Source organism: Clostridium sp. KNHs214 (assembly GCF_000744935.1).
GTDB lineage: Bacteria > Bacillota > Clostridia > Clostridiales > Clostridiaceae > Haloimpatiens.
In genome coordinates this window covers 274,452-299,599 of record NZ_JQMW01000013.1, presented here as the reverse complement: position 1 = coordinate 299,599, position 25,148 = coordinate 274,452, and the positions used below count along the sequence as shown (strand labels likewise).

The window sequence follows — 25,148 nt, the reverse complement described above, 5'->3', positions numbered from 1 at the left end:
GCTTCTAAAAATGATTTAATGTCAACACTAACATTTAGCATAGCAAAATTTACAAATAATGTAGTATAATAAAATAAGGGATAAAGAAGAAGTTAATTATGTGGAATTAACAAATTATTAATACTTTATTATAGGTTAAAATATAACTTATAATAAAGTTTTGTGTTATAATACATATAAATAATAAATGTAAATAATAATAAATATAGTGAGGGGAGAATAATATGAATTCTAATAAATTTAGTGATTTAATAAAATCTATATTATACATTTTAATCTTTCTTATGATATTGGCTTTGACTATAAAACTTGCTATAGGAATATTCAAGATAGGAGCTATTATTCTTTTAGCATGGCTTGCATATAGGGGAATTATGAATTTGGTAAGTTATTTTAAGAACAAGAAAAAAGATTTAGAACATAAGAAAAAGGGGTACACTGTTAACGATGATGGAATAGTTGATGTGGACTATGAGGATGTGGAAAAGTAGGCGAGTTTAATGTGCTAGTGTGCCAATTTGATAGTTGCCTAGTGGGAATTTAATTTTACATTTTTATTTTATAACTGTGAAAGTTGAATTAAATATGTATAGCTTTGGAAATTTATTTAATGTATGTGCTATAATAAGGTTAGGCACATTCAAATAAATAACAAGTCAGTATGCTAGTCTATTTTGCGTGATCTGCGTCAGCAGAACCCGCCGATAGTCATACCAAAGGCGTAAATTGCTTTCTTGTCGGACACAAGATATACTAACGTCTTTGAATTGTTATTTCTCTTCATGTACCTTAATGAAAATGTTTGGGGGGATTAAAATGACATTAATTAAAAATGGAAAAATTTTAACTATGGCTGGTGAGGTTATAGAGAATGGGGAAATATTAATACAAGATAATAAAATTGTAAAAGTAGGTAAAAATATTAATATACCTGAAAATTGTAATGTAGTAGATGCAGAAGGTGGATATGTGACTCCAGGATTTATTGATGCTCATTGCCATATAGGTTTGTTTGAACAGGATATGGGTTTTGAAGGTGAGGATGGTAATGAAATTACAGATCCAACTACACCACAGTTAAGAGCTATTGATGCTATAAATCCTATGGATTCAGCTTTTAAGGAAGCTTATGAAAATGGGGTTACTTGTGTTTGTACAGGTCCAGGTAGTGCCAATGTATTAGGTGGAACTTTTGCGATAATTAAGACTAAGGGAATTAGAATAGATAATATGATAGTAAAGGAAAATGCAGCTATGAAATGTGCTTTTGGAGAAAATCCAAAGAGATGCTATGATGCTAAAAAGCAATCTCCATCTACTAGAATGGCTACGGCTTCCATATTAAGAGAAAGTCTTATGAAAGCCAAGGATTATTTAGACAAAAAAGAAAATGGTGAAAATAAGCCAGCTTTTGATATGAAAATGGAAGCATTAATACCTGTGCTTAAAAAAGAAATTCCATTAAAGGCACATGCACACAGAGCAGATGATATATTCACTGCTATAAGAATAGCTAAGGAGTTTGATGTAAATTTAACATTAGATCACTGCACTGAAGGACATTTAATAGCAGATGAACTAGCTAAGGAAAATTTCAATGCCATAGTTGGACCTACTTTTGGATTTAGAACTAAGATAGAAGTTAAAAATAAAACTTTTGAGACATTAAAGGTTTTAAAAGATGCAGGAGTTAAGTTTGCAATTATGACAGATCACCCTGTTATACCACTTGAAAATTTACCACTTTGTGCAGCATTAGGAGTTAAAGCTGGATTAGATGAAGAAACTGCATTAAAAGCCATTACTATAAATGCAGCAGAGATACTAGGCATACAAGATAGAGTTGGTTCCATAGAAGAGGGTAAAGATGCAGACATAGCTATATTCGATAAGCATCCTTTTGATTTGCAGGCATCTACTAAATATGTATTTATAGATGGAGAAATGGTATACGGAAAATAATAGTTATGATTAACCCACAATAAGGTATAATTCAGGTAATGTAATGCGTTTTGTGGGAGAATCATATTTATGATTAACCCACAATAAGTATTACATTGCTTGAATTATGAAATTTCTCTGGAATGAGTTGCATAAGAAGCGAAGGAACTATTTAAATTTAATTTTAGAAATTCTTCTTTTAGACAGATAAAATTATCGTAAGCCTGGCAAGGACGCCAGGCTAGCGAACCTGAGGCAGGACGCTGAATGTGAGCGTTAGATAATTTTATATGGCTAAAAGATTAGAATTTCTTAAATTAAATTTATTGTTCCTAGCTCTTATGCAAGTCATGGAGGAGAAATTGCATAATTCTATCACATTATACCTTTTTGTGGTTTAATCATAGTTATATAAATGAAATAGATGGATATGGGCAGTAGTAAAGGTATAGGGATTACAAAAACAACTATGGTATAAATAAAATATTTACCGGAGTGATATTATGAAGATAGGTAGAATACTAAAGGGTACCGGGAGAGTTTTAGGTACAGTGGTGGAATATAATATAAAAATAACTGGAGAAGTGGTTGGCGCAATAGCAGATATTGCGGATAAACCTAATTTTGCCAAGGGGAGCAGGAATTTTACCAGAGCATTAGGAAACATAGTAGGAGAGACTTCTAGAAAAGCTTCGGATATTACAGGTGATGCACTAGATAGAGCTATAGACATAGGCGCTAGTGCTATTAAAAGAATTGAGGGCGTTGTAGTAAAAGAAAATATAATAGAAATAAATGAAAAAGGTCAAATTAGAAATATAAAATATGTAAATGATGTGGATTATGAGGTTATTAAAGAATAGGACTTTAAATCTTACATTAAAAAAGTACCAATCTAAATTATGAATTGTAGATAATACAGGTAGCCTATAGAATAAAAATATAAAAATAAACCCCATCTAGTATAGTTTGATATATAGATGGGGTTTTATTTAAATTGAATATTTAATTTAAATTCCTATAGTTAATAATACTGTAAGTAATTAATTCGATACACAAAAGATTTATTTATCTTCCCATTTTAAAATTAAACTTCTAGCAGCTTTGACTTCATCTAATCTCTTTAAAGGGGTAGTTAAAGGTGCGGAATGAAGGATTTCAGCATCTTTTTTTGCCTCCTCACTTATGCTAATCATGGAATCAGCAAAGCCATCTAGAGTTTCCAAACTTTCTGATTCAGTAGGTTCAATCATTATTGCAGAATCTACTATAAGAGGGAAGTATATAGTTGGTGGATGATATCCGTAGTCTAAAAGACGTTTTGCCACATCTAAAGTACCAACGCCATTAGGTTCTTTTAATCCACCTAGAACAAATTCATGTTTGCAAATGCCATCATAAGGCAGATTGTAATGATCCTTAAGTTTCTTTTGTAAATAGTTAGCATTAAGTACTGCAGTTTCGCTAGATTTTCTTAAGCCTTCTGCACCCATAGTTAAAATATATGCATAGGATTTTACCATAACTCCGAAATTGCCATAGAAGCTTTTTACTTTTCCTATAGAATCCTCTTTATCATAGTTTAGAACAAAGCTATTTTCAGTTTTTTCTACTACTGGAACTGGCACAAAAGGAATTAGATGTTTCTTAACGCCTACAGGACCGCTTCCAGGGCCTCCACCACCATGGGGAGCTGCAAAGGTTTTGTGTAGATTTAAGTGAACCACATCAAAGCCCATATCTCCAGGCCTAGATTTACCCATGACAGCATTTAAATTTGCTCCATCGTAGTATACAAGTCCACCAGCTTCATGTACTAGTGAAGAAATTAATTTTATATTAGGATCAAATATACCCAAAGTATTTGGGTTTGTAAGCATTAAACCTGCTATCTCATCATTTAATACAGATTTTAAGCTTTCAATATCTACTCCGCCATTTTCATTGGATTTTACTTCTACTATTTCAAAACCAGCTACATTGGCGCTAGCGGGATTAGTTCCATGAGCAGAATCTGGAACTATTATTTTAGTTCTCTTTTTATCTTCTCTTTTGTCATGATAGGCTTTTATTATCATAAGACCTGTAAGTTCACCATGAGCACCGGCAGCAGGTTGAAGGGATACATAATCCATACCAGTAATCTCACTTAATTTGCAATTCAAATCATACATTATTTCTAAAGCACCTTGAACTGTCTCTTCCTCTTGATATGGATGAATATTTTGAAGGGTATTTAATGCAGCCATATCCTCATTTATTTTAGGATTATATTTCATAGTACAGGAACCTAGAGGGTAAAAGCCTGAATCTACTCCAAAGTTTTTATTGCTTAAAAGAGTGAAGTGTCTTACTACTTCATTTTCACTAACTTCAGGTAGTAGAGCGTCTTCTTCTCTTAAAAGTTCTTTAGGGATTATAGTGTCTATAGATACATCTTCTACATCGCATTTAGGTAGAGAATAACCAATTCTTCCTTTTTTAGAAACTTCGAAAATTAATTTATCATAACTTAACATTTTATGCCCGTTGCTAAAAACTTATAGAATTCCATATAATGCATATTTTTATAGAATTTATCAAAGTTTTTACAACAGTTCACCTCCCTCTATAATCTTTGCCAAATAATCAATTTCTTCTTTAGTTCGTTTCTCTGTTACGCAAAAAAGAATTTGATTTTTGCAAAGAGGGTAGGATTTTTCTAGAGAATATCCTCCGGTAATTCCGTATTTAATCAATTCCGTATTTAATAGAGCTATATCCATATCTGTCTCTAATACAAATTCTCTAAAGAAAGGCTTATTCCATACAGGTCTAAACTTTCCAGTGGATATTAATTTATTATAAGCATAGTAAGCTTTTTTAGCACATTGATTTGCCACTTCTTTTATACCTTGTTTACCTAAGGTAGAAAGGTATATAGTAGCAGTTAAAGCATTAAGAGCTTGGTTTGAGCAGATGTTTGATGTAGCCTTTTCTCTTCTTATGTGTTGTTCTCTTGCTTGAAGGGTGAGTACGAAAGCTCTCTTTCCATCCAGATCTTCAGTTTGTCCTACAATTCTTCCAGGCATCTTACGCATAAGCTTTTTAGTAACAGCCATGAATCCAAGGTAAGGACCACCAAAACTTAAAGGGTTTCCAAGAACTTGCCCCTCGCCTACAGCTATATCTGCTCCGTATTCTTTTGGAGTTTTTAATATGCCAAGGGAAATTGGGTCTACATTCATTATAAACAATGCTTTATTATCATGAGCTATTTTAGAAACTTCACTGTAGTCTTCTACTACTCCAAAGAAGTTAGGATTTTGAACTATTACTCCGAGGGTATCCTTATTTACCTTAGATTTAAGAAGCTCCATATCTGTGCAGCCATCCTTAAAATCTATTTCTATAACGTCAACATTTTTAAACCTCATATAAGTTTTTACTACTCTTCTTACCTCTGGGTGAACAGTTTTAGAAATAACTATTGAATTTCCTTTACAGTTGTCTAAAGCCATATTACATGCTTCGGCAGTGGCAGAAGCACCGTCGTACATAGAAGCATTAGAAACATCCATACCTGTAAGATTGCATATCATAGTTTGATATTCAAAAATTGCCTGTAAGGTTCCTTGACTTATTTCTGGTTGATATGGTGTATAAGCAGTGTAAAACTCGCTTCTTGAAGTAATGTGGTGTATAATAGAAGGTATAAAATGGTCGTAAGCTCCAGCTCCAAGGAAGCATATGCTGTCTTCTGTGGAGATGTTTTTATTTGCTGTGTGTGTGATTTTGGTGCTTACTTCCATTTCACTTAAAGGTTCATTAATATTTAGTCTGTCCTTTAGTCTTAAATCTTCAGGAATGTCGCTAAATAAATCATCTACTTTATTTAATCCTAAATAATCTAATATTTTCTTTTCATCTTCCTCTGTGTTTGGAATGTATGGAAACATTTTTATGCCTCCTTAGAACAGAATTCTTGGTACTCTTCAGCACTCATTAAATCCTTTATTTGATCTTTGTTTAAAATTTCAACTTTTGCAATCCAGCTATTGTAAGGGTCATTATTAACTAACTCTACGTCGTCATCTAGAGCTTCATTTACTTCTATAACTTTGCCATCTATAGGCATATAGACATCAGATGCAGCCTTAACTGACTCTACAACACTTAGAGCATCTCCTTCAAGGATTTCATCATCTATTTCTGGAAGTTCTACATAAACTATATCTCCAAGGGCATCTTGAGCATAGTCTGTGATTCCTATGTAAGCAGTATCTCCATCTAATTTTACCCATTCGTGTTCTTTAGAATAATATAAGCCTTCTATAACTTTCATATTTAAAAACCTCCTAAGTTTTATTTTAAAATTTATTTTAGCTATAATTTATTATTTTGTTATAAATATTAACTTAAAGTTATTAATTACAATTTCAACTTTTGCACGTAAATTTTACAATTTCATTTTATAACTGTGAAAGTTGAGTTAAAATGCTATTTTCAATAAGTTTAATTTTGAAATTGTAACTATTTTATAATTTTTTGTAGTCCATTTCCATAAAGTGCTTTTATAAATTACTTTTATTTTTTGTAATTTCTCTTGTAGAAACTCTTTTTTATTATTCTAGCAGGTTTTACATTTTTTCTTATTTTTATTCCTATTTCGGAATCAAGAGCTGAATATTCAGCATCTATAAGAGCTAATCCTATAGTTTTCTTTAAACTTGGTGAAGAATAACCTGTTGTAACAAAGCCTATTTTAGTATCATCCTTGTACACTTCATATCCATGTCTTGGAATACCTTTTTCCATTTGAAAAGCTACTATTTTTTTCCTTAGTCCTTCTGATTTTTGTTTAACTAAAGCATCTTTTCCTATGAAATGGTTTTTATCTAGTTTAACAAAGAAACCTAAACCAGCTTCAAGAGGAGTTATTTCATCTGAAAGTTCATTGCCATACAGCGGTAAATTAGCTTCGAATCTTAAAGTGTCTCTGGCACCTAAGGCAGCAGGCTGTAGACCTTTATCTTTTCCATATGATAAAAGACTGTTCCAAACTTTTTCTATTTCTTCTGCAGAGGAGAAAATCTCAAAACCATCTTCACCAGTGTATCCTGTTCTTGAAACTAAGCATTTCACACCATCAATAATCACGTCTCTATTACAGTAAAAGAATTTAATAGAATCCAAATCTGTGTCTGTCAAAGCTGCAAGTATTTCTTGAGCTTTTGGACCCTGTAGAGCAACTTGTCCTATTTTATTTGATATATTATCTATAGTTACATTGAAATTTTTAGAATTATCCATTAGCCACTTTACATCTTTATCAGTATTAGCTGCATTTATTACTAAGAAGAAATGCTCATCATTGAATTTATAAACTAAAATATCATCTACTACACCTCCATTTGGATGGCACATAAGAGTGTATAGAGCTTGGTTTTTTTCAAGTTTAGAAGCATCATTTGTAATTATATGCTGAATAAAGTTAAGAGCATCTTGGCCTTTTACATCCACCTCTCCCATGTGTGAAACATCGAATAAACCAGCAGCAGTTCTTACTGCCTCATGTTCCTGAATAATTCCTTCGTATTGAATAGGTAATTCCCAACCAGCAAAATCCACCAATTTCCCACCTAACTTAGTATGAGCCTGAAAAAGAGGTGTTCTTTTTAAATTTTCCATAATTGTCCTCCTTCCATGATATAATTAAATAGTAATTTCCGAGAAATATTAAATTAGTAATTATTTTAAAATTAACTATATAACTATAATTAAATTTTTATAAAAAAATAACAGAGGAATATAAGGGCATAGTGGTTCCTTATGCCTTTATATCCTCTGTACTTTTACCTGAGAATTTTTATATGGATGTTAAACCATAGTAGTTCCTTCGGTGCCTTTAAAAGGTCTCTCCAGAGATCTATCCAATAGCATTATATTTGCCTGAAAGTTTCTACATAAATTTAGGCTGTTTATGTATTGCTCCTTCGGCTACCCAAGGGTATCTCATGCTATCGTCATCTAGAATATTAAATAATTTACTTATAAAACTTAATTAATCAATTGTACATTTTTAAATTTATCACTTTTTATGATTTTTTTCAAGATAAAAATTATTCAAAATATTTATAATACCTATGGAGGCTATTGAATTTACAAATACATGGTTGTTTTTAGTTTTAAATTTAACAACACATGGAGGAAGTATTAACATTCTTTTTTATATATTTTTTCCTTATGTAAAAAGCAATGCTTCCAATAAGTCTGAAGAAACCTGATGCGCATAGAGCAATATATATATTGGTATGAGAGAGTACGAGGTTTCCTACCATAGGTGCTATAGACAAGGTTAGGTTTGTAAAAGTAGCATGTATTCCCACATATAGAAGTCTATTTTCTTCAGGACAAACTTCCAATAAAGAGCTTAAAATAACTGTCAGTGTGCCAGAAGTAAAAAAACCAGTTATTAAACCTGTCAAAGTTAATATATATAAATTATAGGAAAGTGCATAAAAAATAGGTGTTATAGCCATGCCGAAAGTGGCAAACATTATTACAAAAGCATTGCCCTTTTTTTGTATAAGCTTGTTCCAATAACTATAGCAAAAAAACATAACTACATTAGAAGAAACGTTTATAATAGTAAGCCACAATTCATTAGCGTGTAGATATTTTATCTGATAAATACTAAATAGGGGCCATCCCATTTGCCATCCAAAGTGGAATATTAAGGAACAGAATAAAAAGCCACTAAAATTCTTGTTTTTTAAAATTTTAGGTATTTGAATTTTTAAATCCTTGAGGGATTCTTCTTTCATTTGGATAGTGTTTACTTCTTTTAATTTCATAAAAGTGGAAATTTCTATAAGTCCTATTATAAATGATAGTACAAATAAAATTTGGTATAGTATTACAGCTTGTTCATTGTTATGGGCTACTATGTTAAATATTTCACCTAAAATAAATAGAAAAATAACATTAAAAAGTGTTGAAAATTTATTTCTCAACGATATAGCTGTAGAACGATCTTCTTCAGGAAATATATCTCCTGAAAAACTCTGTAGTGACATTACAGATAGGGATTCAGGAAGACTCATAAGGGTAAATAGCATTATAAATATAGTAGGTCTATATTTAATTGGAAAAAAAGGAACAAATGCAAAAGAGAAAATTGTAAATCTGCTCATAAGAAAGAACTTAGACATAGTTTTTTTCTTATTTTTTGTTTTGCTTATGAGAATTATTCCGGGAAACATAAAAAAAGCGCCTATTAATCCAGGCAAAGCATTATATAAGGAAAGGTGAAAAGATCCTCCTCCTAGTCTGGTTATAAATTTATCTGCAAAGGATTTATATAATGAAGTCATAATGGTAAAAAGTATTCCATTTAAAATGTAGTATTTCATATTGTTATTTATTACAGTATTTTTTTTACCCTTAACATTCCATAATTTTTTCATTGAATACAACCTTTCTTTTAGAAATTTTAGAAGATTCACAGTTAAATATATTTTACTACCAGTGAGAAAGAAAGGCAATATTGTCGATAATCAATTATAATTTTAAATCATCAATGAAGATGAAATTTGATTTTAATTTTACATTTAAAAGGTGAACTTAATGGCTATGTTGTGGTAAAATAATACATAGTGGTACTTGCTATTTAGGTACATAGTTATCATTAAATTTTGTATTGACAATATAGAGGCATGCGTGGGGTGGTTATTGATAGATATAATTAATATTAAAATTATAAATTCAATTTTCAATAATTGGAGGCTGGAATGAGTAGAAATAATAAGAAAATAAGCACTATATTAATAATTTTGGGAGCTTTATCTTTAGTGTATTATATTGTATTGCTTTGTTTTAATTTTAAAATAAGTTTTTCACGATTTTGGCTATTTATTGGTATAATATTTATTATAAGTGGAATTTTGAAGAGAAATAATATAGAAATTCTAAAGAAATTTGTGGGTGTGAGAAAAATAGTAAAAACCATGATTTGTGTATTTGTAATTATGTTTATAATAATAGAAATTCCTATATTATATTATGGAAATAAGAATTACACAGGTGATTCGGATTATATAATAGTATTAGGAGCTGGTTTACAAGGAAAAAACATGTCACTTACTCTTTATCAAAGGGTGGAGAAGGCATGGGAGTATGTAAAAGATCATCCTAAGACTAAAATAGTAGTATCAGGAGGAAAGGGACTTAATGAGGAAATAACTGAAGCTGAAGCTATGGAAAAGTATTTTTTGAATAAGGGTATAGAAAGGAATAGAATTATAAAGGAGGATAAATCAAGAAATACCTATGAAAATTTACTTTTTTCCAGAGAAAAACTTATGAAGATTGAAAATAAAAATTTTGAAGAAATTATGAAATTAAAAATAGCAGTTGTAACAAGTAATTTTCATATTTTTAGAGCTAAAATGCTAGGAGAAAGAGTTGGTATAGAATTACAAGGAATACCTGCAAAGGTCATGACTACTCTTCAGCTTAATTTTTATGTGAGAGAAGCTTTAGCTGTAGTAAAATCTATGATTTTTGATAGATAGTATAGTAAGAGGGAGAGATAATTAATGAAAACTATATTAATAGTAGAAGATGAAGAACCTATAAGAGAACTAATAAAACTTAATTTGTCAATGGTTGGATTTGATACATTAGAAGCAGAAGATGGAGAAAGGGCCTTGGAAATTATAAAGACAAAGGCTTTAGATTTAGTGGTACTAGATATAATGATCCCTAAAATAAACGGATATGAGTTATTACCTCATATAATTGAAAGGGATGTACCAGTTATATTATTAACTGCCATGGATAGTTTAAAGGATAAGGTTAAAGGTTTGAACCTAGGAGCAGATGACTATATAACTAAACCTTTTGAAGGCATGGAATTAATAGCAAGAATAAATGCTTTATTTAGAAGAAGTGATAAAGAAGATAATATTAAGAAATTTGATAATATAGAAATACATGAGGATAAGAGAAGAGTCTTTAAGGATGGAGAAGAGGTGGAGTTGACACCTAAAGAATTTGAACTATTAAAGTTATTAGTAGATAACAAAGGCATAGCATTATCCAGAGAAAAAATATTGGAGTTAATATGGAATTATGAATATGAAGGAAATACTAGAACAGTAGATATGCATATACAAAGACTTAGGCATAAATTAGATACTGAAAGAATAAAGACCGTATACAAGATAGGATATAGACTAGAGTAGTTTAACTAAGGTGGAGGTCGTAAAGTTGAAATTTAGATGGAAGATTTTCTTTTTGTGCATAAGTATATATTTTTTCACATTAACTATTACAGGCATTGTAGTTACAGAAAAGACCTATAATGATTTATTAAGTAAGGAAATAAACAGATGTCTTAAAGAACAAAACAATGTATTTAGAAACTCTGTTTTGTATTTGATGGTAAATCAAAAGCAAATGGATGAAAAAATCGATTTGGATAGTTACAGTCAAAGAATAGTAAATATGTTTGAAGATGAAAATAGTTATATAGAGATATATAAGGAAAATGGAGAAATTATTGCTCCTAAAGAAAGCATATTTAGTTTTAATAGAGGTGAAGAATTAAAATCTGCATTAAACGGCAAACGAAATTATATACTTAGGAAAGAAAAAAATAAACATTATATTTTTACAAATCAAAGTTTTGAGGCAGAAAATAAGAAGTTTATTTTGAGTTATATAAAGGATATTACAGAGATAGACAAGCAGAAAACTGGTCAATATGTTTTCTTTTTTGAGGTTGGTATAATAGGTCTTATGATTATAACAGCAATAACTGGGACAATAAGCAAGATGATGATAAAACCTATAGAAAATTTAACAGATGTAACGTATAACATAAGTAAAGGAGATTACAAGGATAGAGTTAATGTAAAAAACAGAGATGAGATCGGTATACTTGCAGGAAGATTTAATACTATGGCAGACGAGATAGAAAGTAAAATAACTCAATTGGAAATAGAAAGCCAAAAGAAGCAGAGATTTATTGATAATTTAGCTCATGAATTAAGGACACCACTTACATCTATCATAGGTTATGCGGAACTTCTTATGAAGATAAAATATGATGAGGAAACCTTTCATAAAGGTTTAAACTATATATATTTTGAAGGAAGTAGAATGCTAAAATTAATAAACACTTTAATGAAGATGATAATAGCTAGAGAAGATCCGCTTTGTATATCTGAGCAAAGTGTAATGCCTATATTAACAGATATACGTGAAATTATGAAAATTAAGTGCGGGGAAAAAAACATAGCTTTAGAAGTAGTAGGTGAAGATATAAAGTTACCTTTAGACAAAGATATGATAAAGGGTGTTTTTATAAACTTAGTAGATAACGCTATAAAGGCATCTAATGAAAATTCAAAAATAATACTGGGAACAGGTAAAAATCATGAAGGAAATTATATATATGTGAAGGATTTTGGAAAAGGTATGGTAGAAGAAGAAATAGAAAAAGTAATAGAGCCTTTCTATAGAGTGGACAAATCTCGTTCTAGAAAAGAAGGTGGAGTAGGATTGGGATTAGCACTAAGCAGTGAAATAATAAGAAGACATAATGCTAAGCTTAAAATAGAAAGTAAGATAAAGGTGGGAACTACCGTTAAAGTAATATTCTGAAATTTACAACTATTTTACGGAGAAGATGAAGTTTCAATAAATTTACGTGATATATTAGAAACACAGGAGGGATATTGTGAAAAAGAAGATTTTTAACAATAAACCTAATAAGAATGTAATTCTTCCTATTATGGGGTTAGTGCTTATAGGAATTTTTTATGGTTGTTCCACTATGGAGACTAGAGACAATAAATTATATGAAGTTTATCAGGATAAGAATCAAAATGAAATAAGAAAAATTGATGGACAAGTAATTACTAAAGGAATAAATCCTTTTAGAAATACTAATTTTGACCAAGAATTTAACAATACTCTTATTGCTGTTTCTCCAGATAATAAATATATATTTTATATGTCTGAGTCTAAAGAAGTTGGAAATAACAAAAATATAATAAGTGGTGAAGTTTCTTCTAAATTTTATTTAATGCTTTACGATGTACAGGAGAAGAATAGTACTGTTCTTAAAAGTGATATAGATTTAGTGACTTTATCAAAATGGAATAAACAGGGGAACATAATAGCATTTTTGTCAGGAGAAAAATTATATATATATAGCATTGATAAGAAGAGATTTATGTTTCAAGATGAGACAAAGGGTGATTTTGTAACTTATTTTGGTTGGTCGCCTGATGGAAAGAGACTTTATACAGAACATGCTAATCTGGTGAATAACACCATATACTATATGGATTCTAAAGAAAAAATAGAGTCCTATAGCAGCAATGAAAGTAAATATTACAAGGGTGTTTTAGATAGAGAGCACTATTATGTTACTACCAATGAAATAACAAAATCTACTTTAAATAAAGTATCTACTTTTATAGTAGATGACAAAGGTAATAAGATAAAGAAAGTATATAATGGTAAATTTAGAGATTCATATAAAACATCTGCCTTATTAGTGGGAGAAAATGACTTTAGATTATATTATATAAATAATATAAATGATTCTTATAAGGCTACGGTGATAGATAAAAAATGCATATATGATGCTAAATTTATTTATAATGGTGATTTTGCATATACTATAAAGAACAAAGTTGAAGAGGAAAGTAAATTCACTTTAATTTTAATGGATAAAAATGGCAAGGAGAGGAAAAGATATCCGGTATCAGGAGGAAAATTTTCTATATCTCCAGATGGTAAAAAGGCTCAAATAGCTGGTGAAAACAAAGAGCAAATAGACTTTGAGACTAGTTCAGTACAATTTTCCACAGGAGCTGTAGATAAGCAAACACAAGAAATATTTAAGGCTATAAGGGGTGCATCAGAGGTTGTAGCTGAATATATGTGCAGCGGAGTATATGATATGGATGAAACTAAAAAGTATTTTTCTAACAATGATGCATTAAATCAATATGCTTTATTAGATATGGAATATATATATAAAGATAAAAATGATATAGTTGCTACTATTCCTTCTAGCGAGTATGATTTAAAACTTCAAGCTGCTAATTATAAAGTTATTGATAATACTAATGCCTATGTTGAGGTATTAGGAGTGATGAAAAATTCTGGTGGAAGTATTATAAATGTAGACGTAGAAGTAGCTCTTACCTATAATGCTAAGGAAAGCAAATGGTACGTAACTGGGTTAAGTACTTTTAATTATGCAGAAGAATATCAAAAGGTAAAAAAGCTATGCATGGACTACTTAGTTAAGGGAAAAGAAGGAAAAATGTTTATGGGAATATTTAAAGACAAGGAATTGAGTTTAGTTCAAATTCAGTTTTGGGATATAGCTAAACCAGGTTTGGCAGCTAACATATATAATGGAAACTACTGCAAGGTTTACATTAAACTTAAGGAAAAGCCTAAAGATACTATATATAAAATAATACTTCATAAGGATGCAAAAGGAAATTGGGAACTGACAGATTTGAAAAATGAAAGGCTTAGTTACTTATATTAATTTGAAAAGGTTATTGAGCTTTAATAAAAAATCCCTTAGTTAAAATTTAGCTAAGGGATTCTTATATTAATAAAGAAAGTTTTATATTAATTAATAATTGTATTTTGTATTAATAAAAGTATTTAATATGCATTTGTGTTTATATTTTAGTGCCCACAGTTTCCACCACAAGCGGCGCAGCCATTGAATTCTCCTATTTCAAAAGGTTCTATGGTGAAACTATCCAAATCATTTTCTTCAGGACATTTTATTTCAAAGCCTTTGAATTCTTCAAAGAGATTTCCAGCCACTAGGAAAGTTAAATCTCCAATTTGCTCAGATACATCTCCAATATTTTTCTCACTTAAAGCCAGATTAAATTGAGGACCACTACACCCAACTCCAGCTAAAAATATTCTTATGGTATTATTAGTTACATTATTATCATCTAAAAAACTTTTAAATTCCTTATAAGCGGTGTCGCTCATTTTTATAGCTGACATTTTAGCCACCTCCTAAAAATTATAACCATTATTAAATAATAGTATTTATAACATAATCATAATACAAAATGTAACAAAATTCAACGTATATATAATATGTTGTTGTGAAAATATTAAATAAGATAATTAAAAAAATGTCGGTATATGGAGTAATATTTGAAAATATTTGTACTATTTAGAAATATGATGTTGAAAAGTGATATTCATTTATATATGTGTATTATATCAATATAAATATAATGAATATAGTTTGTATTTAGTGTGTCTTAATAAAAAAAATGAAATGCATATATAAAAACATTGCATTTATTTGAAAATAGTGATAACATATATATAATGTAAGTTAATTATGTATATCGTATGTTTAATTTGGGGTATTTAAATATATTGATACATTTTAGAGAATAAAAATTTAAGGTTTGGTTTTTATTAATTATTCAGATGAAATTAGAGGGGGCTGATTATCCTTGAGGGCTTTTGATTTCATCTGTGATTAATTTAATATAAACATTATTTTGCAGTTGATGAATTTTTATAATGCTTGATTTAAGCATTTATAAAAATTCCCCCTTTATTTAAATTATTTTAGGTTGATTAAGCTTTTTATAAGCTTAATTTTTTTGCTTAAAAGGCATTGTCTCAAAATAGAAAGTTGTAGCTTGATTTTCTATTTTGAGACAATTACATTTTTATAGAAAATTTATGAAAACCACTGTTGTTTATCTCGGTTATAGTTCACATTGGATTATAATCTATTATATACCTTATTTTTTATCTAAATCCAAAAAGTACATTAATAATTCTTGACGTTTTTTCTGAATACTATTTATTTCTTCCTCCGTCCAGTTATATATGCCAGCACCTTTTTTTGTTCCTAATTTGCCCTCAGACACTCTTTCGCTTAATAGTTTAGAAGGCTCTGTTTGACTACATAAGTCTTTGAATAAATAAGAAGCTATATTATAAAAAATATCTAGTCCACCTAAATCGGCACTTTTTAGTGGACCTGTTAAAGGAACACGTCTTCCAAAACTATACTCTACAGCTTTATCTACTTCTTCAGGATCTGCATAGCCCTGTTCCACAATGTATAATGCCTCTCTTAAAAGAGCTAATTGAAGTCTGTTTCCTATAAAGCCTGGACACTCTTTATTCATTTTAACTGGCTGCTTACCTATGTTTTTTACCCACTGAACAGTTTTATCAACTACTTCAGCAGAAGTTTTACATCCAGGTACTACTTCTACTAAAGGTATAAGTTGAGGTGGATTCCAAAAGTGTGCTACCACAACCCTCTCTGGATTTTTAGTCTCTTTTGCTATGTCGCTAGGATTTAAGCCAGAGGTACTAGATGTTAATATTACTTCTTTAGAACATAAAGAATCCAATTGATTAAAAATATCTCTTTTTAGTTCTATTTTTTCTGCTAAACACTCTACTATTAATTGCACCCCATCACAAACTTCTTTTAAAGTTTTAACTCCCTTTATTTTGGAAAAGACTCTTTCGCTTTCTTCTTTGGTTATTTTATTATTTGAAACCATTATAGAAAGATCCTTTTTTATATTTGTAAAACCTCTATTTAAGCTTTCATCGGATCTTCCATACATATTAACTTCAAAGCCTGCTTGTGCACAAAGCTGAGCTACACCATGCCCCATAGTCCCTGTACCAAGTACTCCAATTTTTTTTATAACCATAGCATATCCCCCTTGATTTTATATATAATTATTTGTAAAGTGAATTAGGTACATGAAAAGAAATAGCAAGTCAAAGATGCTAGTATATTTTGTGCCAGACAAGGAAGCAGGTTCCGCCTTTGGTAGGACTATCTGGCGGACTCCGCTGACACAGTATGACGCAAAATAGAATAATATGCTGACTTATTATTTATTTGAATGTGCCTTAGTTGTTTAAATCTAATATTCTATAAAACAATTAACTTATCCTTTTATTATTATAAATATGTTAAAATTAGTACAGATTATAGTAATAAATAAAGACTGTTATTGTTTTACTGAACTTTCACACATAAATTTTAAGCGATGCACTAGATATATAGGAAAGGAAGTTAAAATAAATGAATATGGAGAAGAATAATCCACAAAAAATAAAAGTAAATTATCAAAAAATATTAGAGGAAGAGATTAAAAATATTACTAAAGAAAATAAATTGCCAAAGTTATTGATACATAGCTGTTGTGCTCCCTGTAGCAGTTATGTTATAGAATATCTTTCAAAGTATTTTGAAATAACTATATTTTATTATAATCCTAATATTCATCCAGAGGAAGAATATATAAGGAGGGTTCAAGAGCAAAAAGATTTTATAAATGAATTTAAATGTGAAAATAAAGTTGAATTTTTAAAGGGAAAGTATGACATAGATAAATTTTTCAATATGGCTAAAGGAATGGAAGATTTAGAAGAAGGGGGAGAAAGATGTTTTAATTGCTACAGAATGAGGTTAGAGGAAACAGCTAAGTTAGCTAAGGAAAGGGGATTTGATTATTTTACTACTACCCTTTCTATAAGTCCTTATAAAAATGCTGAAAAATTAAATAGTATAGGTAGAGAACTAGAAGAAAAATATAGAGTAAGATATCTATATTCAGACTTCAAAAAGAAAAATGGATATAAAAGATCCATTGAACTTTCTAATGAGTATGGCCTTTACAGACAGGATTACTGTGGGTGCGTGTATTCGAAAAGGTAGTGAAGAAATAAGAAATAGCTAAGAGTTAAGAATTAAGAAAGAGATAATAGCTAAGAACTAAGAATGAAGAATTGAGAAGCAGTTAAAATCTAAGGTTTTTATGGGATTTTAACTGCTTGTAGTTTGGGTAAAACTAAGTAATTTTATCTTGGAATTATTCTGTTCAGAATTTCCTTTATTTCTGTTCCTAATCCTGAAAGTGGTTTTCCAGCTCTTATGTCTGAACCTAAGTTTTTAATTCTTTCAGTTAGGTCGGCATCAGCAGTTAAAGCTACTGTGTCTATTTCTTTATCTGTATTTTTAACAGCGTCTTCTACTTTTTTTCTAAGATCATCTGTTATTTTGCCCTCGTAGTCCTTGTTAATATCTACTCCTACTAAAGCGTTCCTATTAGAAATAGCCACATAGGAACTATTTACTCCCTCTACCTTATTTACTGCATCTGCTATTTTTGTAGCTCTAGTATCCAATGTTTTATTTTCTGTGACAGTTTTTTCTTCTTGAACATTTATATTTGCATTGTCTTTTTTCTCTTCTGCAGGTTTTTTAGCAGTTGCGCAAGCGGTTAAAGATATGCACATAAGTGCTGTTATTAAAAATGTTGCTAATGAATAATTTTTTTTCATAAAAAACACCTCCATATAGATAATATTTCCTAAATATATGGATAATATGTAATAAAACTTGTGAATTGTTATTAAAGATTAGTTAATGTTAAATTGAATTTTTACATATTGCAGGAAGTCACCTTAAATTGTCTAGATGAAGTTTGGATAAACTAGATGAATCAGAATTTGAGCATGGTGGTTAAATTTCATAGAGGTTATTACTGTGGATTTTTATGTAATGTTGTTGAAAGTAATAATTATATGATATATAATTTTATATAGAAAAATATAGAATGGTATTAGGGGGAAATGATAATGTTGGCTCAAGAGAGATATGATGAAATTTTAGATATACTAAATAGGGAGGGAACGGTTAAAGTTTCAAGGCTTACAAAACTTTTTGACGTTTCTATTGAAACTGTAAGAAGGGATTTAGAATATCTTGAAAAAGAAGGTCAATTAAAAAGGGTATATGGAGGAGCTGTATTAAACAAAAAGGGAGAAGTGCAGTTAAAGTTTGAAAAAAGAGAGAAAGAATTTTTAGAAGAAAAAAAGCAAATTGCTGAAATAGCCACTAGGTTTATAGTGGAGGGGCAATCTATAGCTATGGATGCTAGCACTACAAATTTAGAAATAGCAAAGGGTTTAAAAACTAAATTTCAAAAGTTAACTATATTAACTAATTCATTAGCTATAGCTAATGAACTTATGTACATGGATAACTATACAGTTATACTTACAGGAGGAATACTTAAAAGCGATGAATTTTCATTAGTAGGAGATATAACTGAAAATTATATAAGTCATTTTAATATAGACACAGCATTTATAAGTGCCAGCGGAGTTTCATTAAAAGAAGGAATTACAGATTATATATTTGATCACCTTCAGATTCAAAAGAAATTTATTGATATATCTCAAAATATAATTATATTGGCAGATAGCAGTAAGTTTGACTCTGTTTCTTTATTAAAAATATGTGATCTAGAAGAAGTAAATGTGATAGTTACTGATAGCAATTTAAAAGAAAATGTACTTCAAAAATATTTAAACAGAGGGATAGAAGTTGTAAATAAGTAAAGAAAGTTCTTATGTAACTGTAATTTGTAATATTAAACCATGTTAATAGAAATATCCAACAAGGATAAGCTATTTAATATGGTTTTTATTTTGTGTTTACAAATTGTAAAATAGTATATGAATTTTTGTGGTATTATGATAAAATCTAGGTGATAAGTAAAATAAAACAGATACAAACACAACAAAAACAAAAACATTACACGATTTATATTTATGTATATTAAAAAACATACTATTACTATAGTTGGGAAGGTGGTATTAGATGAAGTTATTAGAAGAATTTTTTAAAAATTTTGCCGATTTAATATGGGGTAATTGGCTTATTGTAACTTTAATAGGGGTTGGACTTTATTATACGGTAATGACTAAATTTATTCAGTTTAGAAAGATGCCGTATATATTCAATGAAACCCTTATCAAACCCTTTTTAAAGAAAAATAATGCTAAAGGAGAAGGAACTCTTACACCCTTTCAAGCTCTATGTACAGCATTAGCTAGCTGCGTGGGCAATGGTAATATAGTTGGAGTTGCCACTGCATTAGTAAGTGGGGGGCCAGGAGCTATATTTTGGATGTGGATGGCTGCGCTTTTAGGTATGGCTACAAAGTTTGGAGAGATTGTTATTGGCATTGCCTATAGGGTGAAAGCAGATGATGGAACTTATGTAGGTGGACCTATGTACTATATTTCTAAAGGCTTAAAACTTCCATGGCTGGCATCTATATATGCATTTTTGCTTATTTTACAAAACTGTGGAGGTAATTTAATACAATCTAATGCAGTGGCAGGAATAGTTCAAAATCTTACAGGAATTTCACCCTTAATAACATCTATAATTCTTGTTGCAGCTGTTGGGCTTGTTATAATTGGTGGTGTAAAAAGACTTGGTGCTTTTGCAGAAAAGCTAGTACCATTTATGTCTAGTTTGTATATATTATGCGGAATCATAGTTATAGTTGTTAATTTTAGAAACGTGCCTTTAGTATTTGCAAGTATATTTGAAAGTGCCTTTAATTTAAAAGCTGGAGTAGCAGGTGCTGTGGGATATTCTATTAGAGAAGCTATGAGATTTGGAGTAGCAAGGGGTCTTTATTCTAATGAAGCAGGAGAAGGCACTGCGCCAGTACTACATGCCTCAGCTATAACAGATCATCCAGTAAGACAAGCGCTTTACGGTGTTACAGAGGTAACCATAGATACTATATTCATTTGTACTATAACAGCCGTAGCTATTTTAAGCACTGGAGTTATTAGTACAGGAAAGCCTGCATCTGTATTAACTAGTATAGCTTTTGGGCAAGTTCATCCAACATTTCAATACATAGTGGGTATAAGCATGATATTGTTTGCATATTCCACAATACCGGCAGAGTGGTATTTTGGAACTATAGGTTTAACTTATTTAGTTGGAGCTAAGAAAGCGGCATTTTTTAAATACATATTTGTATGCTTTACATTCTTGGGGTGTATAAGTAGACTTCCATTGGTTTGGTACATACAGGATTGTATTTTAGGATTGCTGATTATACCTAACTTAATAGCTATGTTATACCTAAGTCCTAAGGTGTTTAAACTTACTAAAGAATTTTTTGATCCTAAAAATGGTTATTTAGATTAAAAAAATAGAAATACACAAGAAACCACAATAAAATAATAAAAATCAAAATAAATGCTTGTAATTCCACAAAAAGTGTTATATACTTAAGTTGTTCCCGAAACAGTGAAATTCAAAAAAATTTAAAAAACGATTTATACGTTTTCAAATTATTTAGGGGAGGGTTTTCCATTGAGCAAAAAAGATAATAAAATGAAATGGATTAAACTTATTGTATTAATTTTAGGTGGAGGAACAATATTTAAATTATCATCTTTAAAAGATGCATTTTATGTTCCAATGCAGCAGTATTTACATTTAACACATACTCAAATAGGTATGGCTATGTCTGTTTATGGAATGGTTCAGACTTTTGGTAATTTTGCTTCAATCTATATAGCAGATAGATTTTCTAAGAAAAAGCTAATACCTCTTTCCTTAATAGGAGTTGGACTTGTAGGTTTATATTTATCAACATTCCCAGGTTACTTTGGAATATTAATTATTTGGGGACTATTCTCATTATTTGCAGAAGTAATTTACTGGCCAGTTCTATTGAAGGCTGTAAGATTACTAGGAAATGAAGATGAGCAAGGAAGAATGTTTGGATTCTTAGAAGCTGGTAGAGGTGTAGTTGATACTATAGTAGCATTTTCAGCTCTTGGAATATTTGCATTATTAGGAAAAGGTGCAGCAGCACTTAGAGGCTCAATCATATTCTATTCAGCAGTGCCAATAGTAATTGGAGTTATTTCATACTTTATGCTTGAAGATGACGTGATAAAAGATGTAGACGAAGATGGAAATAAAATAAGTAAGAATAAAGTTGCATTACAAGGTGTTGCAAAAGCAATAAAAACACCAGAAATATGGGTAGTATCATTATCAATATTCTCAATTTATTCAGTATACTGTGGTTTAACTTACTTTATACCATTCTTAAAAGATATATATGCAATGCCTGTAACTTTAGTAGGAGCTTACGGCATCATAAATCAATATGGATTAAAAATGGTTGGAGGTCCTGTAGGCGGATTCTTAGTGGACAAGAAGGTTAAATCTGCAACTAAATATTTAAGAGGTGCACTATTAGTGTCAGCAATAGCAATGGGCGGATTTATAATGCTTCCTCACCAAAATATGAACATATATGTAGGAATGGCCTTAACACTTGGATTTGGAGCTATAATATTCTCCATGAGAGCTGTATTCTTTGCTCCAGTAGAAGAAATAAAAGTTCCAAGAGAAATAAGTGGAGCAGCTATGTCCATAGCTTGTGTACTTGGATATTCACCATCTATGTTCGCATATACAATCTATGGAAGCATGTTAGACAGAGCACCTGGAATACAAGGATACAGACATGTATTCATGACTATGATAGGTTTCTCACTTTTAGGATTTGTAATAACTAGCATATTACTTAAAATGATAAAGAAGAAAAATGCAGCAGCATAAAATAATTAACTTAAAATTATTTATATGATTATCCCACAAAAAGCATTACATTACCTGAATTATGAAATTTCTCTGGAATGACTTGCATAAGAAGCGAAGGAACTGTTTAAATTTAATTTTAGAAATTCTTCTTTTAGACAGATAAAATTATCGTAAGCCTGGCAAGGACGCCAGGCTAGCGAACCTGAGGCAGGACGCTGAATGTGAGCGTTAGATAATTTTATATGGCTAAAAGATTAGAATTTCTTAAATTAAATTTATTGTTCCGAGCTCTTATGCAAGTCATGGAGGAGAAATTTCATAATTTCATCACATTATACCTTATTGTGGTTTAATCATTTATATAAAAATCTTTATTTTAAAATAATTAATTTACATATCTAAGTGCCACTAAGTTTTACAAAATAAAATTTAGTGGCTCTAAATTTTAATAAACTATCAGTGTATAATAATCAGTGATTAATTTGAAAAAATTTCAATTAAGTTTTTAAAAGTATAATTAAAAATTGTTGTGAAATTTACATATACATTGATAATTTAATATTTGCATTGTTAGGAGGAAAAAAATGAAAATTGGTTTAGAGACAGAAAGTTATCATTTACATTTTCAAAATGGTCGTATGGATATATTTGATTTCATAAGAAGAACTGCAGAACTAGGGTTAGATGGAGTACAAATAAATATAATAAAGGATAAAAATTTAGACCCAGAATGGGGAACATTGGGTTCAGATGATCCTGAGCATCTATTAAAAGTTAGAAAAGAAATAGAAAAATATGGATTATACGTTGAAATAGATGCTAGAGGAACAGAACCTAAAAAGTTTAAGAAAATTATAGAAGCAGCACATATACTAGGAGCGGATATAATAAGAACCTATGTAAGCTGCGGTGGAAATTTAGAAGAAGAAATGACAATGGCTCCTAAGGACATAGAAGAAGTACTTCCACTGCTTAAAAAATACAGAATTAAACTTGCTATAGAAAATCATGAATACGAAACTGCAGAGGAAATGATAGAATTAATAAAGACAATAAATAGCCCATGGGTTGGTATTACCTGTGATATAGGAAATGGAATGATGGTGTGGGAAGAACCAATAGATACAGTTAAAAAGCTGGCACCATATACTTTTACTACTCACTTTAAGGATCATGTAATTGTAAAAGAGGATGAGGAAGATTTTAGAGTTTGCGGCATTGCTATAGGTGATGGAAACATAGACACAGATGAATGCTTTAAAATATTAGTGGAAGACACTACACTACAAAGAATAAATATAGAAATGTGTCACCCATACACTGCTACCTTCAAAAAGGAAAAAGGAGCTGGTGGAGTTTTTGAATTGGGAAAAGGTGCATTTAAAGTTGAAAACCCACCAGCACCAGCAGACATAAAACCAAGTCAATACTATTATCCACCAGAAGAGCATTTAGAAGCCATGATCAAATACCAAGATAAAGAAGTAAGAAAGTCAGCAAAATACATGTTAGCTTTGAGGGATAAATATTGTAGATAATAATGCAGGTTAGATTTAAGGGATAAATATTGTAAATAGAAATACATGTTAGCTATAAGAGATAAATATTATAGATAATAATAAGGCCATAAGAAAGTAATGATATTACTTTTCTTATGGTCTTTTCTTAATATATGATCCTATAGAAATGCCAAAACAAAGCAGTGTCATCCATATGTAAAGAGGATAGCAATTTTAAGTTGTTGTTTATCAAATACTATTAGAAAGACTTTAAAAAGTTAAAGGATCTGGAAGATAAATATGAAAAAATAACAGTAGATAGAATCATTGAAATATGTAACACTGTTTACAATGATGCATGGAGTATAAGGATGAAAAGGGCTAGGGGGAATACGGAGAGGATTAGGGGAATGATCAATAATCAATGCTCGATGAACAATGATCAATGAACAGTGAGTAATGAATAATGAAAAATGATTAATATATAGGGAAAATTGTAAATTTATAATTTAGAATCGGTAAATGATAATGAGTGATTTTTAATCATGTATATTTACTTTGTAATATGTTACAATTATTACTGTAAAACTGGACCACGGAGGTGAATTTTGTTATGGAATATAAATCTACTATTAAGTCTAGACCATATTTATACAAAGAAACTAAAAAGGCTGCAGTCCTTATAAATACAGGGATATCAATAGATGAAATAAAAAATAAATCGGTAAAAGATAATATTTTCCAGCTTGAAAGTGAAGCTAGAAAGAAGGAAGTTGCATCAATTATAGTGACAAGACTTAAAGATTTAGATAATTTTATAATAAATAAAATATCAGAAGGAAATATAGAGACATCAAAAATTCTTGTTTTGTATTCAATTATTAAAACAGATAGATTATTTTTTGAGTTTATGAATGAAGTTTATAAGGAAAAAATATTATTAAGAGATTTATTATTAAGAGACAAAGATTTTAATTTATTTTTTCAAAGTAAGAAAGAGCAAAGTGAAAAAGTGGCTTCGTGGACGGAGTACACATTGAAAAAGTTAAAACAGGTTTATGTAAGAATTATTTTTGAGTGTGGACTTATTGAAAATCAAAAGGGTGATAGAAAGATAAAGATTCCTATTTTGGATAGAGAAGTTAAAGAACATTTATATAAAATAGGAGATAAAATGTATATAAACGCTATAATAGGAGATAGGGAGTAGCAAGAAGGCGTAACAC

The 25,148-nt window shown here is 30.0% G+C and carries 21 protein-coding genes and 1 riboswitch; of the genes, 13 read left to right on the top strand and 8 right to left on the bottom strand.

Annotated features, from left to right (window positions below):
• The first annotated feature begins 224 nt into the window (after positions 1-224).
• From CC89_RS16910 to CC89_RS16900, 3 genes are all read left to right on the top strand, one after another.
• Complete coding sequence (locus CC89_RS16910; protein ID WP_035294177.1) at positions 225-491, top strand: hypothetical protein; 267 nt, start codon at positions 225-227, stop codon at positions 489-491.
• Positions 492-816: 325 nt separating this feature from the next.
• Entirely contained in the window at positions 817-1,962 is a 1,146-nt protein-coding gene (locus tag CC89_RS16905) for an amidohydrolase (protein ID WP_035294175.1), read from the top strand.
• 482 nt (positions 1,963-2,444) lie between these two features.
• A complete protein-coding gene (locus CC89_RS16900; protein WP_035294172.1) occupies positions 2,445-2,804 on the top strand; it encodes a hypothetical protein in 360 nt (119 codons plus the stop codon).
• Between the two features lie 201 nt (positions 2,805-3,005).
• Here the strand turns inward: CC89_RS16900 and gcvPB are convergent, their stop codons facing one another.
• The 5 genes from gcvPB to CC89_RS16875 form a co-directional block, all read right to left on the bottom strand.
• Positions 3,006-4,460, bottom strand: coding sequence for an aminomethyl-transferring glycine dehydrogenase subunit GcvPB (gene gcvPB / locus CC89_RS16895; protein WP_035294170.1), 1,455 nt, complete (start codon positions 4,458-4,460; stop codon positions 3,006-3,008).
• A 69-nt stretch (positions 4,461-4,529) separates the two neighbouring features.
• The gene (gene gcvPA, locus CC89_RS16890; protein ID WP_035294169.1) at positions 4,530-5,879 is read right to left on the bottom strand and encodes an aminomethyl-transferring glycine dehydrogenase subunit GcvPA; all 1,350 of its coding nucleotides are present in this window, start codon (positions 5,877-5,879) and stop codon (positions 4,530-4,532) included.
• 2 nt (positions 5,880-5,881) lie between these two features.
• Positions 5,882-6,265 carry a glycine cleavage system protein GcvH gene (gene gcvH, locus CC89_RS16885; RefSeq protein WP_035294167.1) on the bottom strand — a complete coding sequence of 128 codons (384 nt, stop codon included), beginning with the start codon at positions 6,263-6,265 and terminating at the stop codon, positions 5,882-5,884.
• Between the two features lie 242 nt (positions 6,266-6,507).
• A complete protein-coding gene (gene gcvT, locus CC89_RS16880) occupies positions 6,508-7,611 on the bottom strand; it encodes a glycine cleavage system aminomethyltransferase GcvT (RefSeq protein ID WP_035294166.1) in 1,104 nt (367 codons plus the stop codon).
• Between the two features lie 146 nt (positions 7,612-7,757).
• Positions 7,758-7,855: riboswitch (glycine riboswitch) on the bottom strand.
• 259 nt (positions 7,856-8,114) lie between these two features.
• Entirely contained in the window at positions 8,115-9,389 is a 1,275-nt protein-coding gene (locus tag CC89_RS16875; RefSeq protein ID WP_035294165.1) for an MFS transporter, read from the bottom strand.
• A gap of 324 nt (positions 9,390-9,713) precedes the next feature.
• Between CC89_RS16875 and CC89_RS16870 the strand changes: the two genes are divergently transcribed.
• The 4 genes from CC89_RS16870 to CC89_RS16855 all read left to right on the top strand — a co-directional run bounded on the left by CC89_RS16870 (position 9,714) and on the right by CC89_RS16855 (position 14,503).
• The gene (locus tag CC89_RS16870; RefSeq protein ID WP_035294162.1) at positions 9,714-10,496 is read left to right on the top strand and encodes a YdcF family protein; all 783 of its coding nucleotides are present in this window, start codon (positions 9,714-9,716) and stop codon (positions 10,494-10,496) included.
• A gap of 24 nt (positions 10,497-10,520) precedes the next feature.
• Positions 10,521-11,168, top strand: coding sequence for a response regulator transcription factor (locus tag CC89_RS16865; protein WP_035294160.1), 648 nt, complete (start codon positions 10,521-10,523; stop codon positions 11,166-11,168).
• A 25-nt stretch (positions 11,169-11,193) separates the two neighbouring features.
• Complete coding sequence (locus CC89_RS16860) at positions 11,194-12,591, top strand: sensor histidine kinase (protein WP_035294159.1); 1,398 nt, start codon at positions 11,194-11,196, stop codon at positions 12,589-12,591.
• 76 nt (positions 12,592-12,667) lie between these two features.
• The gene (locus CC89_RS16855) at positions 12,668-14,503 is read left to right on the top strand and encodes a beta-propeller domain-containing protein (protein ID WP_035294158.1); all 1,836 of its coding nucleotides are present in this window, start codon (positions 12,668-12,670) and stop codon (positions 14,501-14,503) included.
• Between the two features lie 146 nt (positions 14,504-14,649).
• On the opposite strand, the gene CC89_RS16850 is transcribed toward CC89_RS16855, so the two are convergent.
• The gene (locus tag CC89_RS16850; RefSeq protein WP_035294157.1) at positions 14,650-14,985 is read right to left on the bottom strand and encodes a HesB-like protein; all 336 of its coding nucleotides are present in this window, start codon (positions 14,983-14,985) and stop codon (positions 14,650-14,652) included.
• A 764-nt stretch (positions 14,986-15,749) separates the two neighbouring features.
• The gene (locus CC89_RS16845; protein WP_035294156.1) at positions 15,750-16,685 is read right to left on the bottom strand and encodes a 3-hydroxyacyl-CoA dehydrogenase family protein; all 936 of its coding nucleotides are present in this window, start codon (positions 16,683-16,685) and stop codon (positions 15,750-15,752) included.
• A 380-nt stretch (positions 16,686-17,065) separates the two neighbouring features.
• Between CC89_RS16845 and CC89_RS16840 the strand changes: the two genes are divergently transcribed.
• Entirely contained in the window at positions 17,066-17,701 is a 636-nt protein-coding gene (locus tag CC89_RS16840) for an epoxyqueuosine reductase QueH (protein ID WP_286161384.1), read from the top strand.
• 143 nt (positions 17,702-17,844) lie between these two features.
• Here the strand turns inward: CC89_RS16840 and CC89_RS16835 are convergent, their stop codons facing one another.
• On the bottom strand, positions 17,845-18,327 hold the full coding sequence (locus CC89_RS16835) for a YhcN/YlaJ family sporulation lipoprotein (protein ID WP_051931934.1): 483 nt from the start codon (positions 18,325-18,327) through the stop codon (positions 17,845-17,847).
• A gap of 297 nt (positions 18,328-18,624) precedes the next feature.
• Between CC89_RS16835 and CC89_RS16830 the strand changes: the two genes are divergently transcribed.
• The 5 genes from CC89_RS16830 to CC89_RS16810 all read left to right on the top strand — a co-directional run bounded on the left by CC89_RS16830 (position 18,625) and on the right by CC89_RS16810 (position 25,132).
• A complete protein-coding gene (locus CC89_RS16830; protein WP_035294155.1) occupies positions 18,625-19,389 on the top strand; it encodes a DeoR/GlpR family DNA-binding transcription regulator in 765 nt (254 codons plus the stop codon).
• A gap of 262 nt (positions 19,390-19,651) precedes the next feature.
• A complete protein-coding gene (locus CC89_RS16825; protein WP_035294154.1) occupies positions 19,652-21,007 on the top strand; it encodes an alanine/glycine:cation symporter family protein in 1,356 nt (451 codons plus the stop codon).
• Positions 21,008-21,175: 168 nt separating this feature from the next.
• Complete coding sequence (locus tag CC89_RS16820; RefSeq protein WP_035294153.1) at positions 21,176-22,441, top strand: MFS transporter; 1,266 nt, start codon at positions 21,176-21,178, stop codon at positions 22,439-22,441.
• Positions 22,442-23,007: 566 nt separating this feature from the next.
• On the top strand, positions 23,008-23,961 hold the full coding sequence (locus CC89_RS16815; RefSeq protein WP_035294152.1) for a sugar phosphate isomerase/epimerase family protein: 954 nt from the start codon (positions 23,008-23,010) through the stop codon (positions 23,959-23,961).
• A 574-nt stretch (positions 23,962-24,535) separates the two neighbouring features.
• Positions 24,536-25,132: a DUF1819 family protein gene (locus CC89_RS16810; protein ID WP_035294151.1), complete on the top strand. Its 597-nt coding sequence runs from the start codon at positions 24,536-24,538 to the stop codon at positions 25,130-25,132.
• Positions 25,133-25,148 lie beyond the last annotated feature (16 nt).

What these genes read in the sequence shown, in the direction of transcription:
- CC89_RS16910 (WP_035294177.1), top strand. Translation starts at nt 225, where the DNA reads ATGAATTCTAATAAATTTAGTGATTTAATAAAATCTATATTATACATT.
- CC89_RS16905 (WP_035294175.1), top strand. Translation starts at nt 817, where the DNA reads ATGACATTAATTAAAAATGGAAAAATTTTAACTATGGCTGGTGAGGTT.
- CC89_RS16900 (WP_035294172.1), top strand. Translation starts at nt 2,445, where the DNA reads ATGAAGATAGGTAGAATACTAAAGGGTACCGGGAGAGTTTTAGGTACA.
- gcvPB (WP_035294170.1), bottom strand. Translation starts at nt 4,460, where the DNA reads ATGTTAAGTTATGATAAATTAATTTTCGAAGTTTCTAAAAAAGGAAGA.
- gcvPA (WP_035294169.1), bottom strand. Translation starts at nt 5,879, where the DNA reads ATGTTTCCATACATTCCAAACACAGAGGAAGATGAAAAGAAAATATTA.
- gcvH (WP_035294167.1), bottom strand. Translation starts at nt 6,265, where the DNA reads ATGAAAGTTATAGAAGGCTTATATTATTCTAAAGAACACGAATGGGTA.
- gcvT (WP_035294166.1), bottom strand. Translation starts at nt 7,611, where the DNA reads ATGGAAAATTTAAAAAGAACACCTCTTTTTCAGGCTCATACTAAGTTA.
- CC89_RS16875 (WP_035294165.1), bottom strand. Translation starts at nt 9,389, where the DNA reads ATGAAAAAATTATGGAATGTTAAGGGTAAAAAAAATACTGTAATAAAT.
- CC89_RS16870 (WP_035294162.1), top strand. Translation starts at nt 9,714, where the DNA reads ATGAGTAGAAATAATAAGAAAATAAGCACTATATTAATAATTTTGGGA.
- CC89_RS16865 (WP_035294160.1), top strand. Translation starts at nt 10,521, where the DNA reads ATGAAAACTATATTAATAGTAGAAGATGAAGAACCTATAAGAGAACTA.
- CC89_RS16850 (WP_035294157.1), bottom strand. Translation starts at nt 14,985, where the DNA reads ATGTCAGCTATAAAAATGAGCGACACCGCTTATAAGGAATTTAAAAGT.
- CC89_RS16845 (WP_035294156.1), bottom strand. Translation starts at nt 16,685, where the DNA reads ATGGTTATAAAAAAAATTGGAGTACTTGGTACAGGGACTATGGGGCAT.
- CC89_RS16840 (WP_286161384.1), top strand. Translation starts at nt 17,066, where the DNA reads ATGAATATGGAGAAGAATAATCCACAAAAAATAAAAGTAAATTATCAA.
- CC89_RS16835 (WP_051931934.1), bottom strand. Translation starts at nt 18,327, where the DNA reads ATGAAAAAAAATTATTCATTAGCAACATTTTTAATAACAGCACTTATG.
- CC89_RS16830 (WP_035294155.1), top strand. Translation starts at nt 18,625, where the DNA reads ATGTTGGCTCAAGAGAGATATGATGAAATTTTAGATATACTAAATAGG.
- CC89_RS16825 (WP_035294154.1), top strand. Translation starts at nt 19,652, where the DNA reads ATGAAGTTATTAGAAGAATTTTTTAAAAATTTTGCCGATTTAATATGG.
- CC89_RS16815 (WP_035294152.1), top strand. Translation starts at nt 23,008, where the DNA reads ATGAAAATTGGTTTAGAGACAGAAAGTTATCATTTACATTTTCAAAAT.
- CC89_RS16810 (WP_035294151.1), top strand. Translation starts at nt 24,536, where the DNA reads ATGGAATATAAATCTACTATTAAGTCTAGACCATATTTATACAAAGAA.